This is a genomic window from Roseobacter sp. FCG-D35 (assembly GCF_033436665.1).
In the GTDB taxonomy this organism is placed as follows: domain Bacteria; phylum Pseudomonadota; class Alphaproteobacteria; order Rhodobacterales; family Rhodobacteraceae; genus JAWQFO01.
The window spans coordinates 270,925-286,145 of sequence record NZ_JAWQFO010000001.1 but is presented as its reverse complement, the minus strand read 5'-3'; the positions used below and the strand labels follow the sequence as shown (position 1 = coordinate 286,145).

The 15,221-nt window shown below is 65.3% G+C and carries 10 protein-coding genes; 6 read left to right on the top strand and 4 right to left on the bottom strand.

Features of this window, described 5'->3' with window-relative positions:
• The first annotated feature begins 104 nt into the window (after nucleotides 1–104).
• From R5H30_RS01315 to R5H30_RS01295, 5 genes are all read left to right on the top strand, one after another.
• Nucleotides 105–497, top strand: a complete 393-nt coding sequence (locus R5H30_RS01315; RefSeq protein ID WP_318326180.1) for a DUF3307 domain-containing protein — start codon at nucleotides 105–107, stop codon at nucleotides 495–497.
• Between the two features lie 155 nt (nucleotides 498–652).
• Nucleotides 653–2,035, top strand: coding sequence for a TolC family protein (locus tag R5H30_RS01310; RefSeq protein WP_318326179.1), 1,383 nt, complete (start codon nucleotides 653–655; stop codon nucleotides 2,033–2,035).
• Nucleotides 2,032–4,200, top strand: coding sequence for a type I secretion system permease/ATPase (locus R5H30_RS01305; RefSeq protein ID WP_318326178.1), 2,169 nt, complete (start codon nucleotides 2,032–2,034; stop codon nucleotides 4,198–4,200). The genes R5H30_RS01310 and R5H30_RS01305 overlap by 4 nt, the downstream gene beginning before the upstream one ends.
• A complete protein-coding gene (locus R5H30_RS01300; protein ID WP_318326177.1) occupies nucleotides 4,187–5,527 on the top strand; it encodes an HlyD family type I secretion periplasmic adaptor subunit in 1,341 nt (446 codons plus the stop codon). The genes R5H30_RS01305 and R5H30_RS01300 overlap by 14 nt, the downstream gene beginning before the upstream one ends.
• Before the next feature lie 128 nt (nucleotides 5,528–5,655).
• The gene (locus R5H30_RS01295; protein WP_318326176.1) at nucleotides 5,656–6,285 is read left to right on the top strand and encodes a hypothetical protein; all 630 of its coding nucleotides are present in this window, start codon (nucleotides 5,656–5,658) and stop codon (nucleotides 6,283–6,285) included.
• A gap of 7 nt (nucleotides 6,286–6,292) precedes the next feature.
• Here R5H30_RS01295 and R5H30_RS01290 read toward each other — a convergent pair whose 3' ends face one another.
• Nucleotides 6,293–8,560 (bottom strand): CHASE2 domain-containing protein, encoded by a 2,268-nt coding sequence (locus R5H30_RS01290; RefSeq protein WP_318326175.1) that lies wholly within the window; start codon nucleotides 8,558–8,560, stop codon nucleotides 6,293–6,295.
• Between the two features lie 259 nt (nucleotides 8,561–8,819).
• On the opposite strand from R5H30_RS01290, the gene R5H30_RS01285 reads away from it, so the two are divergent.
• Complete coding sequence (locus R5H30_RS01285) at nucleotides 8,820–12,728, top strand: cadherin-like domain-containing protein (RefSeq protein WP_318326174.1); 3,909 nt, start codon at nucleotides 8,820–8,822, stop codon at nucleotides 12,726–12,728.
• 90 nt (nucleotides 12,729–12,818) lie between these two features.
• On the opposite strand, the gene R5H30_RS01280 is transcribed toward R5H30_RS01285, so the two are convergent.
• The 3 genes from R5H30_RS01280 to R5H30_RS01270 all read right to left on the bottom strand — a co-directional run bounded on the left by R5H30_RS01280 (nucleotide 12,819) and on the right by R5H30_RS01270 (nucleotide 14,968).
• Entirely contained in the window at nucleotides 12,819–13,496 is a 678-nt protein-coding gene (locus R5H30_RS01280) for a DUF899 domain-containing protein (protein ID WP_318326760.1), read from the bottom strand.
• A 154-nt stretch (nucleotides 13,497–13,650) separates the two neighbouring features.
• Nucleotides 13,651–14,073 (bottom strand): hypothetical protein, encoded by a 423-nt coding sequence (locus R5H30_RS01275; RefSeq protein ID WP_318326173.1) that lies wholly within the window; start codon nucleotides 14,071–14,073, stop codon nucleotides 13,651–13,653.
• Nucleotides 14,074–14,536: 463 nt separating this feature from the next.
• The gene (locus R5H30_RS01270; protein WP_318326172.1) at nucleotides 14,537–14,968 is read right to left on the bottom strand and encodes a hypothetical protein; all 432 of its coding nucleotides are present in this window, start codon (nucleotides 14,966–14,968) and stop codon (nucleotides 14,537–14,539) included.
• Between the last annotated feature and the right edge of the window lie 253 nt (nucleotides 14,969–15,221).

Sequence of the window (15,221 nt, the reverse complement as noted above, 5' to 3'; positions counted from 1 at the left end):
TATGAAAGGTATTTCACTTGTTCAGGCTGGCGGATTTACACGGCGCGCGACTTCGCATTAGGGTAGATGAGGGGTTTGATGAGACTGTTTGAGGGAACGCATTTTTGATCGGTGGTTTCGGTACTCTGCTGGCCCTGATGCTGCTTTTGCAGATCAAGCATATGCTTGGCGATTACTTCCTGCAGACCCGCGTGATGCTCAACGGCCGCGATCAGTACCTGCACCTCGGGCGCTTCCTGCACGCGGGGGTCCATGCCGCCGGCACCTTCATCGCCTTCACGCTGATCGGCGCTCCGATCCCATTCGCGCTGGCCGCCGGGCTGGCCGACTGGGCGATCCATTTTCACATCGACTGGTGGAAGGGTCGTCTGACTGCCGTGCAGAACCTGACGCCGGCCGACCCGGCCTACTGGCGCGCCTCCGGCGTCGATCAGGCTTTGCATCAGTTGACCTATGTCGGGCTGATCTGGGCCTGGCTCATCTACACGCGGGCGTAGAAACGGCGCACCTCTTCGGTCCGCCGCTTGAAGTTTCGATGCAACATCGCTGATCGGAAAGAGAATTCATTCCCCATCTGTTGCCTATGCAACCAGAGGCATGTGCTATAGCATTGATCGCGCTGGGGGGCGGTTCATTCGGACGGGCATTTGACATGACAGCGACGCGGCAATGGTGCAAAGCCCTGGCACTTGTCTCGAGCGCCTTGGCGATTTCACAGCACGCGGCGGCGGAACCCATCGGCGACGCGGTGCGCCACGCCCTTACAACGAACCCTTCCATCCGCGCCTCCCAGTCGGAAATGCGCGCGTCAGCCTATGAACTGATGGAATTGCGCGGAGAGTACCTGCCCACGGTACGGGTGTTCGGCGAGGCGGGCTACCAGCGGATCGACGATCTGGAGAACCTGTCGCCCGACGAGAACGATGACACCATCGACACCCAGCAGATCGGGGCAAGCGCACGGTTGGTCCTGTTCGACGGGTTTCGCCGAGCCAACCTCGTCTATGCCAACGCGGCGCGGGTGGACGGCAGCATTTTTCGCCTGCTGGACGCCTCCGAGACGATGGCGCTGAATGCCACCGAGACCTATATCGACGTGGTGCGCCACCAGACGCTCGTGGGCGTGGCGCGGCGCAACATCGCGCGTCACCGTGAGATCGGCGCGCAGGTCCGCGACCTCGTGCAGGGCGGGCGGCTGCCTTTCAGCGACGAATTGACCATCGACGACCGCATCACCTCGGCGCAACTGGCACTGCAGGACGTCGAACGCGCTCTGCGCGACGCCACGGTGCGTTACGAGCGGATCGTCGGCCGGCGGCCCAGTGCGCCGATGTCGCTGCAGCGTGCGTCCGTGCCGGGCTCGGAGCAGGCATTGAAACAGACCGCGGTGCGCAACAGCTACCGCGTGAAATTCGCGCAAAGCCAGGTAAATCAGTCACGTCACAACCAGGAGGTCGAGCTGTCCGACCGTCTTCCGCAAGTGGCGCTGCGCGCCGGGATTTCGCGCGATCTCAACCGGTCGGGCGGGCCCGGGCAGCGCACCGACCGCTCGGTCGGGCTCGGCTTCGAGTGGAAGCTGTATCAGGGCGGCCGCAAGGCGCAGAAAAATGCACTGGCCGAGCGCACCGGCAAGGCGCTGTCCGAGCGCGAAGTGGCCGTGCGCGACGTGCACGAGATGGCTGGGCGTGCCTGGAACAACTACGTCTCGGGGCTCGAGCGGCAGGCGACGCTGACCCGGCAACTGGCGATCGACCGCACCATCGTCGACGTCTACGGCGAAGAATTCCTGGCTGCCAAGCGCAGTCTGCTCGATCTGCTCGAGGTCGAGCGCGCGCGCTTCAGCACCGAATTCCAGAAAGTCAGCGCGGACGCCAGCGTTGCATTCTCCTCCTACCGGGTCCTCGCGGCGCAAAGCACCCTGGCCCAGCATTTCGGCGTCAAGCCAAGCGACATGGCGCTCGAGCCCAATTTCGAGGACCGGGCTCTGGTGTCGCCCTCGCGGGTCTTCAACACCACCATCGAGCCGCTGCAATGACGCAGCCTCTCGGCACAGCCTCCGCGGCGGTGCCGGGGGACACCGATAGCGACGCCTTCGCGCTCGTGGCCTGGTACGCGCGGGCCTTCGGTCGGCCATACACCGAAGCCGCGCTGCGCGCCCGCCTGGCCGGCGCGCCGGACCTGACGGACCCGGATCAATTGGCCCGGGCCTTGGCCGGAATCGGGTTGCGCAGCCGCCTGGTGCTGCGCGATCCCGCGCGGCTCGATCCAATCGCCTTGCCCTTCCTGCTGTTCCGAAAAGATGGCGGCCCGTTGGTCATGACAGGGCTGTCGCAGAACCGCAAACTGGCAACCGTCCTCGATCCCGAGGCCGACTGGACCGAACGGGAAGTTCCCGTGCGCAAGCTGCGGCGGACACTGAAACCGGGCGTCTTGTTGGTCACCCCACGCGAGGACGGCAGCAACGCGATGCTCTCGCCGGAAAGCGTGGCACCCGACCGCGGCCACTGGTTCTGGGGGCCGGTTAGGGCCAACTGGCCGAACTGGGTGCAGGTGATGGTGGCGGCGCTGCTGCTCAACCTCATGAGCCTCGCGCTGCCGCTATTTGTCATGAACGTTTATGACAAGGTGATCCCCAACCTCGCCTATGTCACGCTCTGGACGCTTGCCGGCGGGGTTGCGATCGCGCTCGGGCTCGACCTGCTGATGCGAACGATCCGGGCGAACATCCTCGAGACCATCGGACGCCGGGTAGACGTCAAGGTCGCGTCCCGGCTGTTTTCGCAGGCGATGGGTGCGCAGCTGCTTCAGCGCCCCGGCGGGGCGGCAGGCATCGCCAGCACGATCCGCGATTTCGAGGTGGTGCGCGAATTCTTCGCCTCGGCAAGCTTCGTGGCCTTCATCGACCTGCTGTTCATCGGCATCTTCGTCGCGGTGCTCTGGCTCATCGTCGGCCCGATCGCTCTGGTCCCGCTTGTCGCGGTGCCTGCGGTGCTGGTCATCGCTCTGCTGGCGCAGCTGCCCATCGGGCGCACCGCGGCGCGCGCCCAGCAGATGGCGACCAAACGGCACGTGGTGCTCGTGGAATCGCTGTCGGGCATCGAGACCATCAAGAGCCTGAACGCCGAACCCGCCATGCAGCGCGAGTGGGAAAACGCCGTCGCCGCCTCGGCGCGGATCACCGGGCGCACGCGCTTCTGGTCAAACGTGGCCGCCAACGGCACCATGCTGGTGCAGCAGACGGTGAGCGTGGTGATCATCGTCTGGGGCGTGTTCCTCGTGTCCGAGGGGCGCATCACAATCGGCGGGCTGATCGCGGCGAACATCCTCGCCGGGCGGGTGCTCGCGCCGCTCGGGACCATCGCGCAGACGATCTTCCGAGCGCAATACGCGTTCAAGTCACTGGCAGCCCTTGACCGGTTCATGGCCCTGCCGCGCGAGCGCGCGGGCGCGGTGTCGTCCACGCTGCGCGTGACGAAGGGCGCGCTTGAGATACGCGGGGCGAGTTTCACCTATCCGGATGCCCAGGTGCCCGCGCTGAGCGATCTGACCTTCAGCATCGCGTCGGGCGAGGCGGTGGCACTTCTGGGCAAGGTCGGTTCGGGCAAGACCACGGCCGGAAAGCTGATCGCCGGGCTGATTGCGCCCGACAGCGGCACGGTACTGGTCGACGGCATCGCCCTCGACCAGTACGAGCCGGCCGAACTGCGCCGCGGGATCGGCTATCTGCCGCAGAACCCCGAGCTTTTCACCGGCACCTTGCGCGAAAACCTCGCGATCGCGCGGCCCGGTGCACAGGACGAGGCGCTGATGCGCGCGCTCTACTTCGCCGGCATGGATGGCTACGTCGAGACCCTGCCGGAAGGGCTGGATCACTTCGTCGGCGAGCAGGGCAGGCGGCTTTCGGGCGGGCAACGGCAGGGTATCTCGCTGGCGCGTCTCCTGCTGCGCGAGCCGAAGCTGCTGTTTCTCGACGAGCCCACCAACGCGATGGATCAGCGCATGGAGACGCAGGTCATCGGGCGGCTGGCCGAGTTGAACCGCAAGGGCACCGGGCTGATCGTCTGCACCCACCGGCAGTCGCTGGCCGGGATCGCCGCGCGCATGATGGTCATGGATCAGGGCCGGGTGGTGCTGGATGGCCCGCGCGCGCAGGTCCTGGGCCAACTTCGGTCGCTGAGCGCCGCACGTGAGCAGGGCTAGAGCGATGTTCGGCAACCGCATTGAGGACGAATTCGCCAACTCGGTCTCGAGCGCCGGGACGGCGGTGCGGGGGAACGGCGCCTGGAAATTGCTGCTGGCCGTCGCTATAGCGGTGGGCGCTTTCGTTGCCTGGGCCGCGACCCACGAAATCGAAGAGACCGCGCATGCGGAAGGCCGGGTGATCCCCTCTCAACAGGTACAGGTGGTCCAGAGCCTCGAAGGCGGCATCATCCGCGAGATCGCGGTTCGTGAAGGCGATATCGTCGAGAAGGGCGCGGTCCTTATGCGCATCGATGACACGCGGTTTTCCTCCGAACGCGGTGAGTTGCTGAAGCGCGAGGCGGCGCTGATGGCCGAAGCCGCCCGGCTCGAGGCCGAGGCCGCATTGCACGAAGACCTGGTCTTTCCCGAAGGCCTCGAGGTGCGCAGCCCGCTTGGCACCTCGGCCGAACGGCAGGTGTTTTCGTCGCGGCGCGAGCAGCTTACCGAAGAGGTGCAGGTTCTGCAGGCCCAGGCGGTACAGCGTCGCGCCGAACGTGAGGAACTGCTCGCGCAGCGTCTGCGCACGGAACAGATCCTCGCGCCGCTCAGCGCAGAGATCGACCTCACCGAAGGCATGGTCGAGCGCGGACTGGTCCCCGAGGTCGAACTTCTCCGGCTCAAATCACGTCACGCCGAACTGTCCGGTGACATCGCTGTCAGCCATGCCGCCGAGCCGCGGATCGCGGCGGCGATCGCAGAGGTCGAGAACCAGATCGAGGCGGCTCGGTCGGCCTACGTGCTGAGCGCGCGCGAGCGTCTGGCGCGGCTGCAGGTCGAACTGGCGGTCGTGCAGGAGGGCCTGCGCGCCGCGACCGACCGGGTGTCGCGCACGACGCTGCGCGCGCCCGTGGGTGGCACGGTGAACAAGATCACCTACACCACGCTCGGCGCGGTCGTGCAGCCCGGCGCGCCGCTGGTCGATATCGTGCCGCTCGACGACAGCCTGCTGATCGAAGCCGATCTCGGTCCGCGCGACATTGCCTTCGTGCGCACCGGAGAGCAGGCCTCGGTCAAGATAACCGCATACGACTATACGATCTACGGAGCCCTGCCGGGCGAGGTCGTGCGGATCGGCGCGGACACGCTGCGCACAGAGGAAGGCGCCGAATTCTTCCGGGTCATCGTGCGCACGGACAAGTCGTTTCTGGGAAGTGCCGAGAACCCGCATCCGATCATGCCCGGCATGATCGCCTCGGTCGACATTCAGACCGGGAGCAAGACCGTCCTGAGCTATCTCGCCAAGCCGATTTTGCGTGCGCAGGCAGAGGCACTGCGCGAGCGTTGATCTGCGGTTGTATCTGGGTGGTGCAGGCCCAAAATCCTTCACTTCGTCGCGGCTTCGTGATCCCTTTCGCGTCACACTTCGTATAGGGGATAAAGACTGCGTGTGCCGGGGGGGGATCGAAAGCGGGCATGGTCGTGTATGAAGGGTCTGGTCTGACCCGCATCTGGGTGGTGCTTTGCGTCCTTTCCGGCGTCGGCGCCTGCTCGGCCGCAATTGTCGGTTGGGGGTTGGGCATCGACGGGGCGGTTCGGGTGTATTCCGGGCATCCGGCGATGGTTCCCAGTACCGCGATCTGCTTCGGACTGTTCAGCCTTGCGATCCTCATCCGCTTCGCGGGGCGCCATACGCACCTGTTCTGGCTCCCGTTGGCCTGTGCGCTGGCCCTGATTTTCGGGAACAACATCCTGCATTTTTCCGGCATACGCGGCGGCTCCGACGTGTTTCTCGCCCCGGCTTTACGCGAACCGGACCGCATGTCCTCGATCACCACGATCGGCTTTCTGCTCGCCGCGGCGATCCTGGTCTGGTGCGACCGCTCACGCGATATCGCCGCCGGAGCGGCGATCTTCGGTCTTTCGACGATGATTGCCGTCGTTTTCGCCGATCCGCTCTATGTCAGCGATGCGGTGGCGATGTTCCGGTCGATGTCGGTTCCGACCGCGATCTTCTTCGCGCTGCTCTATGCCGCGCTTCTGGCTGCGCCGGATGTTTCGGACACCGACCGTTCCGGACAGGTTCCGCCGCTCGGACAGGCGTGAGTGCCGCTTACTTGCTGGTCGACGCGTAGATACCGTCCCAACCAGGCCCCGGGGGGGTCCGTCGCAACTCGGACATGCGCGCCCGGTAGAGATCGAGGTACCCGGCAAGTCCGATCTCGAGCGTGGCAAATCTAGCCTCCAGTTCGTCGATCAACTGCTCGGCGCGGTCCCATTCCTGCGCACGATAGGCTTGCAGCATTTCGCCATTGAGGTCGAAGCATTCCTGAAAAGCGGGGGTATTGCGCATCGCGGCGTCCCCCAGCAGGGCGAATATGTTTTCGGGAAGGGCCTTGCCGACGACCCGGATCATGTCGAGTTCCATCAGCGCCATCTCATCGCGCACCTCGCCCGCCGTGCTCGACCCCAGGATGATGGCGGCGCCGTAATACCGCGACTGGCCCTCGAGCCGCGACGCCACGTTCACCGGATCGCCAAGCGCGGTGTAATCGAACCGCGTGTCGCTACCCATGTTGCCGACCACGCAGGGACCGGAGTTGATGCCGATTCCGACGTTGATGCGGTGCATCTTCTCGCTCGGCGCCACGGGTGCGTCACCGGCGGCAAGCTGGTGCGCCGCGGCCAGCGCGGCCCGGCGCTCGTTGAAGGCATCGACATCCTCGATCATGCGGAGCGCCGAGCGACAGGCCGCGCGCACATGATCCGGGTTGTCGAGCGGTGCGTTCCAGAACGCCATGACCGCGTCGCCCATGAACTTGTCGATGGTGCCGTTGTTGTCGAGGATCGCGCGGCACAGGATGGTCAGGAACTCGTTCATCAGCCGGGTCAGAGCCTCGGGATCGTCCTTGAAGTCCTCGGCGATGGCGGTGAAGCCGCGCACGTCCGAGAACAGCAGGGTCAGATCGCGGGTCTCGCCGCCAAGGGTCACCTCGGCGCCGTCTTCGCTGAGTTGCTCGACGAGGTCTGGCGATACGTACTGGCCGAAGGCACTGCGGATCTGGCGGCGCTGGCGCTCCTCTCGCAGGTAGTTGACGGTCGAGATCAGCAGGAAGGCGATGAAGGTCGACAGCACCGGATAGGTCGGGTCGAGCAAGATTCGATTGTTCCAGAAGAGATAGTAGGAGGTTCCGACGTAGCCTGTCAGCAGCACGCCTGCGGTCAGGATCAGCGTGCGCGCCGTCAGCATCGGTGCGAAGATAATCACCAGCAGGCACAGCACGAAGGTCGTTACCAGTTCCACCGCGATGGTGAAGTTTGGACGCACCAGAGCACTGTTCGACAGCATGTTCTCGAGGATCTGGGCGTGGATCTCGACCCCGGCCATCGACACGCCGAGCGGCGTGGCGCGAAAGTCCTCGAGACCGATCGCCGATGTGCCGACCAGCACGAGGTGCCCGGTCAGGCGGTCCGGCGGAATCCGGTCCTTGAGAAGGTCGGCGGCCCGCACATAGCGCGCCTGGGACGAGGGGGTGAGGTAGGGCCAGACCGTGCCGTCGCTCGCCGTCGGCACCAGTTGACGCGCCACGACGACCCCTTCGACGCCGGCCTCGCTGCTGCGCACGGCAAAGGGTTCACCGCCGGTGGCCACGCGCAGCAGTTCCGCGGTCAGGCTCAGCCGGATATGGTCCTGCACCATCATCACCACCGGAGCGCGCCGATAGATGCCGTCGCGGTCGGGACGGGCCGAAAACATGCCGCGCCCGGCAGCGGCGGCTTCCAGCACCGGGAGGTTCTGCACGACGTCGGGAAAGTGCAGCAGGAACGGGCGCGGGTCGGGTCCGATCAACGCATGCGGCACCGCTTCCATCTGCCGCTTCTCGGCCAGGTTCCCGGCGGCGGTCCGCACGCTGGTCTGTCCGACGATCACCCGCGACTTGCGGAACGCGGCGGCGAGGATCTCGTCGTTGTCAGGCATCTGGCGCAGCGTCGCCGAGACTGCGGGCGGCAGTTCGGGATTGTCCGCGGCGACCTGCGGCGGTGACAGCCGGTCGGGTTCCGAGAAGATGACGTCGAAGGCGATGGCCACGGCGCCCGCCGCGGTCGCCTTCTCGACGATCTCGGCAAAGCGTGTCCGCGGCCAAGGCCACTGTCCGATCTCCTCGATGCTGCGATCGTCGAGGTCGATGATCGCGACCGGCAGCGTCGCAAAATCGCGCGGCTTGGACTGGTGAAAGAGATCGAAGGCGAAGTTGCGCAAGGCGCTGAGCGGCAGCGGGTCGCCGATCCGGATGATCAATCCGAAAACCAGCCCGATGAACGCGACGACCCGGACCCACCCGACCCAGGTGGACAGTCTGACCTTGAAATTCTTCGACATTGCGTGCCTGGCTGATGCGCGCGCGCCGCGCGACCGCGGCCGGGGCGCCCGAATAGGACTACCACACGCGTCGATTCGTTCGTATAATCAAGCGGTTGCAACGGCATTTTTTCTCGTCAGAGGCGAAAAATGCCGAATACAACCCAAATACGAGGGGAATCTTCCCCAATTCCGTGTAAAGTGTGGGGTGGATCACATACGCGGCCGGGCACCGCAGCTACATTGAGCAGTCATTGAAGGTCCCCGAGGGATTTTGCTCGTGTCGCTACGACAGACCGCATACGTCGAACCGGGACGCAGTCAGATTGTGCTGGAAGCGCAGGCTGACGGCGCGTTCGTGCTGCCCGAGGCGCGGCTGCTGTTCGGAGCGGACTTCCAGCGTGCGGGGGCGGACCTTCTTGTCGTCAACGACGGCGCGGATACCTACCGGGTGCCGGGCTATTTCGCCGCACGAGAACCCGCCGACCTTACCGAACCCGACGGGGCCGTTCTGCGCGGCGATCTCGTCGAGCGGCTTGCTGGCCCGATTGCGCCGGGGCAGTACGCCCAGGTCGGGGCTGTTCCGACTGATCCGCCCATCGGCCAGGTCGAGACCAGCGACGGCGAAACCAGCGTCCAGCGTGTCGATGGCACGGTCGAGGTGCTGTCGGTCGGCGCAAAGATCTTCGCCAATGACGTGATCGAGACGGGTGCGGGCGCCGAGGTTTCCGTCACCTTCGTCGACGGAACCATCTTCTCGCTGTCTTCCGGCTCGCGGATGGTGATCGACGAGCTGATCTATGACCCGGCCGCCAGCGACAACTCGGCCAGCATCAGCCTGATCCAAGGCAGTTTCGTCTTCATCGCGGGGCAGGTGGCGCGCACGGGGGGCATGGATGTCAGCACGCCCTCGGCCACCATGGGTATCCGCGGCACGACGGTCATCGTCGACATCCAGACCATCGACGGCATCGTGACCAGCGAGGTCACGCTGACACGCGATCCGGACGGGCAGGTGGGCCGCGTGGTGGTCCGCGACCTCGCCGGCAACGTCGTCGCCGACATCACGGACACCGATTCCAAGTGGCTGATCTCGTCGGCCGAGGGCGATGTGCGCGAGGTCGAACGCACCATCCTCGACGATGCCGAGGACAACCAGCTAATCGCTGACGCCGTGGCGGCCTTCCAGTCTGCCTCCGCACGGGCGGCGGACGGTCAGGGCTACGTGCAGCCCGGCAGCCCGGACGCACCGGCCAGCACCACGCCGCCGGCAGCGGCGCCAGAGGATCTCCTTGCCCTTGGTGTCGATCCGGAACCCGCTCCGCCGCCCGAGCCGCTGTCGGATACGCCTCCGACCGAGAGCCAGGCACAAGGCTTCGAAACCGCCTTCCTGGACAATGACGAGGTCTTCAACACTCTGCCGGACGTCGAGCCGCCCACGGCTCCTGGCGGGGGTAGCGGTGGCAGCGGCGGCGGCGGCTGGAACTTCGGCGACAACTTCGTCGGCGGTCTCGAGGACGTCGCGATTCGCGGCCGGGTCGAAGGGTTCGCCCCGAACGATACCGTTCTGACCTTCAGCTTGACTGCCGGTGCCGCAAACGGGGTCGTGGTGCTGCTTGATGATGGCACCTATGTCTACACGCCGGACCGCGACTACAACGGCGAGGACAGTTTCACCGTCGCGGTCACCGACGCATTCGGCGAAACGCAGACGACAACGGTGTTTGTCACTCTCGCGCCCGTCAACGACGCGCCGGTTGTCACCAGCGCGGCGTCAAGCGCCGCCGGGACGGTGACCGAGGAAACCGATCTGCAGACCGGCGGCAAGCTCAGCGCCTCGGATGCCGACATCGGGACCTTGCTGGCCTGGACCGGGTCCGCGCTCGGCAAGTACGGCAGCTTCGCCCTGGATACGAATGGGCAGTGGACCTACACGCTGAATGCCACGGCGAACGAACTTGGCGGCGGTCAGGTCGCGACCGAAAAATTCACCGCGACCGTTTCGGACGGTGACGGAGGCACAGCGACGCAAACCGTGACCGTGACGGTCAACGGACGCAACGACGCCGCGCGCATCACCGGGACCAGCAGCGGGGCGGTCACCGAGGACGCCGCGACCGCGGCGGTCACGGGACAGCTGCAACACACGGACGTCGATCTCACCGATGCGGACAACGTCTTCCGGGCACAGGCGTCCGGCAGCGCGACGGACAATGGCTACGGCACCTTCGGCGTCGATGCATCCGGACGCTGGACCTACACGCTCGACAACGGCAATGCCGCGGTTGATGCGCTGCGGCCCGGCGAGACCCTGACCGACAGCTTCACCATTCGCAGTGGCGACGGGACGCCCGAACAGGTCACCGTCACCATCGCAGGAGCGAACGACGCTCCGCAGGACACGTCGCCAGAGCTCATCACCCTCGCGCAGGACGGCAGCTTCAGCGGCAGTCTCTCGGCGATCGATCCGGAAGGTCCGGTGACGTTCACCCAGGGCGGAGAGGCGGCCGAGAACGGGACCGTCACGCTCGCCGCCGATGGCAGTTTCACCTACACGCCGGATGCCGGGTTCATCGGGACCGACAGTTTCGGCTACGTGCTTACCGATCTCGATGGCGCGCAGGTCTCGGGCGTCGTGTCCGCGAGGGTCTCGACAGTCGGCCACCTGATCGGCGATGGCTTCGTCGCCGACCTGTCGAGTACCGCAGAGGCGACCGCGGGCAGGGCGGCGGGCAATGTCACGCTGAAGGTCTCTCAGGACGGAGCGGGCGTGATCAACCTCGTCTTCGTCGTGGACCGTTCGGCCGAATTGTCCTCGGCCGAGTTCGCCGACCAGCTTGGTAGCCTCGCGGACGGGGTCGAGGCGCTGGCGAACCAGTTCCAGGGCTTTGCCAATACCTTCAACGTGCAGGTGGTCGGATTTGCCGCGACAAGCAGCGTGCTGCTCGACACCGACCTGCAGGACCCGGCACTGACCAACGCGATCCTCTCCATCGCACAGGGGTCCGGGTCGGCGAACTGGACGGCGGCGCTGGACCAGACCAAGGCCCTGCTCGACGCGGACGGTGCGGGCGCGACCAACCATGTGTTCTTTATCGCGGGAAGCGACCCGCAGGATGGCAGCTGGCCTGACAGCCTTGACGACCTGACCGACAGCGCGGCGACCGGTTACTCCGTGGACCTGCACGGCTTTGACAGTTCGGGCGACGGGATCAGCGCGCTGTCCGCGTTGGTGGAGGATCCGCAGGCACTGGTCTCGGGCAGCAGCATCAGCGGCAGCCTTCCGGCCATCGCGGGCGGTTTGCCGGACACGTCGACACTCGAGATTTCGCTCGTTGCCGACGGTGTCGATCAGGGCACGATCTTCACCGTCAGAACCCCCGATGACGGGCGCAGCACCATCCTGTCGAGCGTCGACCTGGCCACGATCGACGGGCTTGCCGAGCTGCTCGGCGAGATCAATGTCTTCTCGGCCCGCGCGACGCTGCAGGGCGAAGGTGCAGCAGGTCCGGTCAGCACCGGCCTGTCGGACAGGTTGGTCCTGCAAGCCGCGTCCGACGCCGTGACCGCGACCGGTTCGACCGGGGCCGACCTGCTGCTCGGCGGATACGAGGACGACCTCATCGACGGCAGCGACGGTGCGGATATCCTGCTAGGATTTGCCGGGGACGACACGCTTCAAGGCGGCGCAGGGGCGGACAGCGTGTTCGGCGGTGACGGCGACGACCGTCTGCTGGCGGCGGCCGATCCCGGAGGCGGCACGGACCTGATCGACGGCGGCGCGGGCCAGGACACGCTTGCCTTCACGGACGCGGGCAACCTCGATGACCTGATGCCCGTGCTCGACATCAACGACATCGAGGCGCTGGACATGGCAAACGGCCTGTCCAACAGCCTCACGATCTCGGGCGACGACATCTTCGCGCTGAGTTCCGGGCCGAGTGAAACGCTCGAAGACCTGCTCGACCGCGCCTTGCCGGACAGCGCCATCATCTACGGCGACGCGCAGGACAGCCTGACGCTTCAGAACACAGCGACCGGCAGCTTCCGACGCGGCAGCGACGCGCCGGTTCCGGATGGCGAGGGGCAGTCGCTGGCGATCTACGAATTCGTAGACGGCGGCGGCAATGTGCTCGCCACACTCGGGGTCGACGACGATATCGCTGTCACCGTCGCGCCGGCCGGCTGATCCCGGAAGCGCTCTCCCGCTCCGTGAGACTACCAGCCCCTTAAGCGAGGCTTGTCGGGCCTCTGCACAAGGCCGGACTCGACGGGCCGCTCAGCCGGCCTCGTATTCGTCATGCAGGCGCCACCAGCGATAGGGCGGCGTCTGCGGCGAACCTTCCGGCGCATCCTCCCACTTTTCCTGCCGTCCGAGCGGTGTCAGATCGAGAAAGCTCCAGACCGTTCCCAGCGATTCCGCGGCGCGGGCGGTGGTGAAATAGGTGCGGAATACGTCGTCACCGTCGCGGTAGAAGACGTTGACTCCGAAGCCGCCGTCGACGCCGTGATCGGCGTTGAAGCTGTCCTGTGTTGTGTACCAGGGCATTGCCCAGCCCATGCGGTCTCGGAAAGCGGCAATCTCGGTGATGGGCGCACGGGACACGAAGACCAGCGACGTGTCGCGCGCGTGCAGATGCGCAAGATGCGGGATCTGGTCACCGACCATCGAACAGCCCGTGCAGGGCGCGGGATCGGCAGGCCGGAGCATGTGGTGGTAAACGATCAACTGCCGCCGGCCGTCGAAAAGATCGACGAGACCACAGGCGCCATCGGCCCCTTCGAACCTGTAGTCGCGGGTCACCGGGACCCAGGGAAGCCGGCGGCGGGCCGCGGCGATCCGGTCGCCTGCGCGCGTATGCGCCTTTTCCTGTTCCAGCAAGCTTTGGCGGGCGCGTTCGAAGCCGTCCGCGTCGGCGATACGCCGCTCGACCTCGTCAATCCATCGGGTTGCCATGTCACTCACATCACCCTCCTGTCACATGCCGAGGCCGAACAGGCCCGGTCGGTGACGCAAGCTAACACGCCTTATGTGCCGTTCAAAACGGCCAAGCGTCGCGCCTTGCCGGTGCGATGGTGCCCGCGAAGGCCAAAGCCGCGCCGCGCGCGCGTCAGTTGTCGCCACCCTGGTTCTTGGGATTGGCGTCGCTGCAATACTTGTAGCTCGTCAGGACGGACAGGTTGGTGCCGAGCTTGTTGGTCGCAGCGGAGTACGAGGGTTTCAGCTGCGCCATGTTGGTATCCGGCGTGATGGTGAAGCCGACGGCGCGCGCGCCGGCGACGGTGCGCGAGGGACCCAGCGGAGCGATCACGTAGATCTGCGCCCGGCGCGGGTTGCCCAACTGGCGCCGCACGTAATCCGCCGCCGCACACCAGTAGCCGCGTCCACCGGTCTTGACGGTTTCGACGACCTCGAAACTGCCGGGACCCAGCGGGACGACGGCAAGACGGTTCACGGCGGTGAACGTCTGCGCTGTCGCCATGACCGGCAAGACCCCGGCGAAAAGGACGCATAGCACGCGGGATAGTTTCATTGTCTCGCTCCTGTCTGCGGCGCAAGTTAGCGTGGCTGAGGCACAGGGCAAAGCCCCGTTCCCGGCGCCCCGTGACGCGCCGAATTCGAACGCAGCGGTCCGACCTGGCATTGTTGCAAATACCGTCGATGTGTCGGATTTTGCCTCTGCCCGAAGCGCGTCGAAGGCCGTGCAGCTTCTAATGGGGATCAAACCGTGTTCCGACCATTAGCGTTACGTCGTAGGCAGCTAATGGAGTTCCACTGAGTTTCTGGCGGAGAGACAGGGATTCGAACCCTGGGTGGGCTTGCACCCACAACGGTTTTCGAGACCGTTTTCGAGGTTAAACAACAATAGGTCGGACCATATAAACAAGGGAAACTGGCCAATCCTACATGGCAAAACCAGCACACAAAGCGAGAAGAGGTGTCATAGCAGGGGAGCATAGTTCGTCGCTTCTGTCCCAGGCGACAGACGGGGCAATTCACTTCTCAAAAAAACAGCCGGGCGACGCCGTGGCGAGACGCGGTGCCAACGCCTCCCCATTCGCCGCCACGGCCATCTGGGCGACCGAGCTGAATGATGTTGCGAGGTTGTTTCGGTCCGAAGCTGTTTGGAGACGTGTGTACGGCCGGGTCGAGGTTTGGAGTATAGGGCTTGATCCGTCGGACCTGCTGGTGTCAGTCAGCAGCTGACGGCGGATCGGCGAGGGATGGCTGCCACCAGTTCGTTGAGGCCGATCAGCGAGATCATACGCTTTTTTTCTTTTACCAAGTCGTTCAAAGCCATCTCGGTGCGGACGTTTCGCAATCGTCGGGTGAGGAACCATCGTCTTCAGGCGGGCGATCTCCTGCCGGATACGGCCAAACCGACAGGCCAGGCGCTCGAGGTGAACGGTGAAGACTTTTTCGGTCACACTTACCACTGTTGGCTCTACTATCCCCAAGCCTTGCATAGACTTCATGTTCGATCTTAAGCCCTCGAGTGTCCCTTTTCGACCGACCTGCCGCGCGGCGACTTCGATGCTGTCATTAGACTTGAAGGGATCACCCCGCAGGAGTAACGCCAACGGTCGGAAGAGGACCAAACCCTGAACAAAGCGAGCCCATAGACACGAACTCTGAGCGGAGCAGGTGAGCCTCTCCGCGTAGCGCGCAGCTACGGCAGCG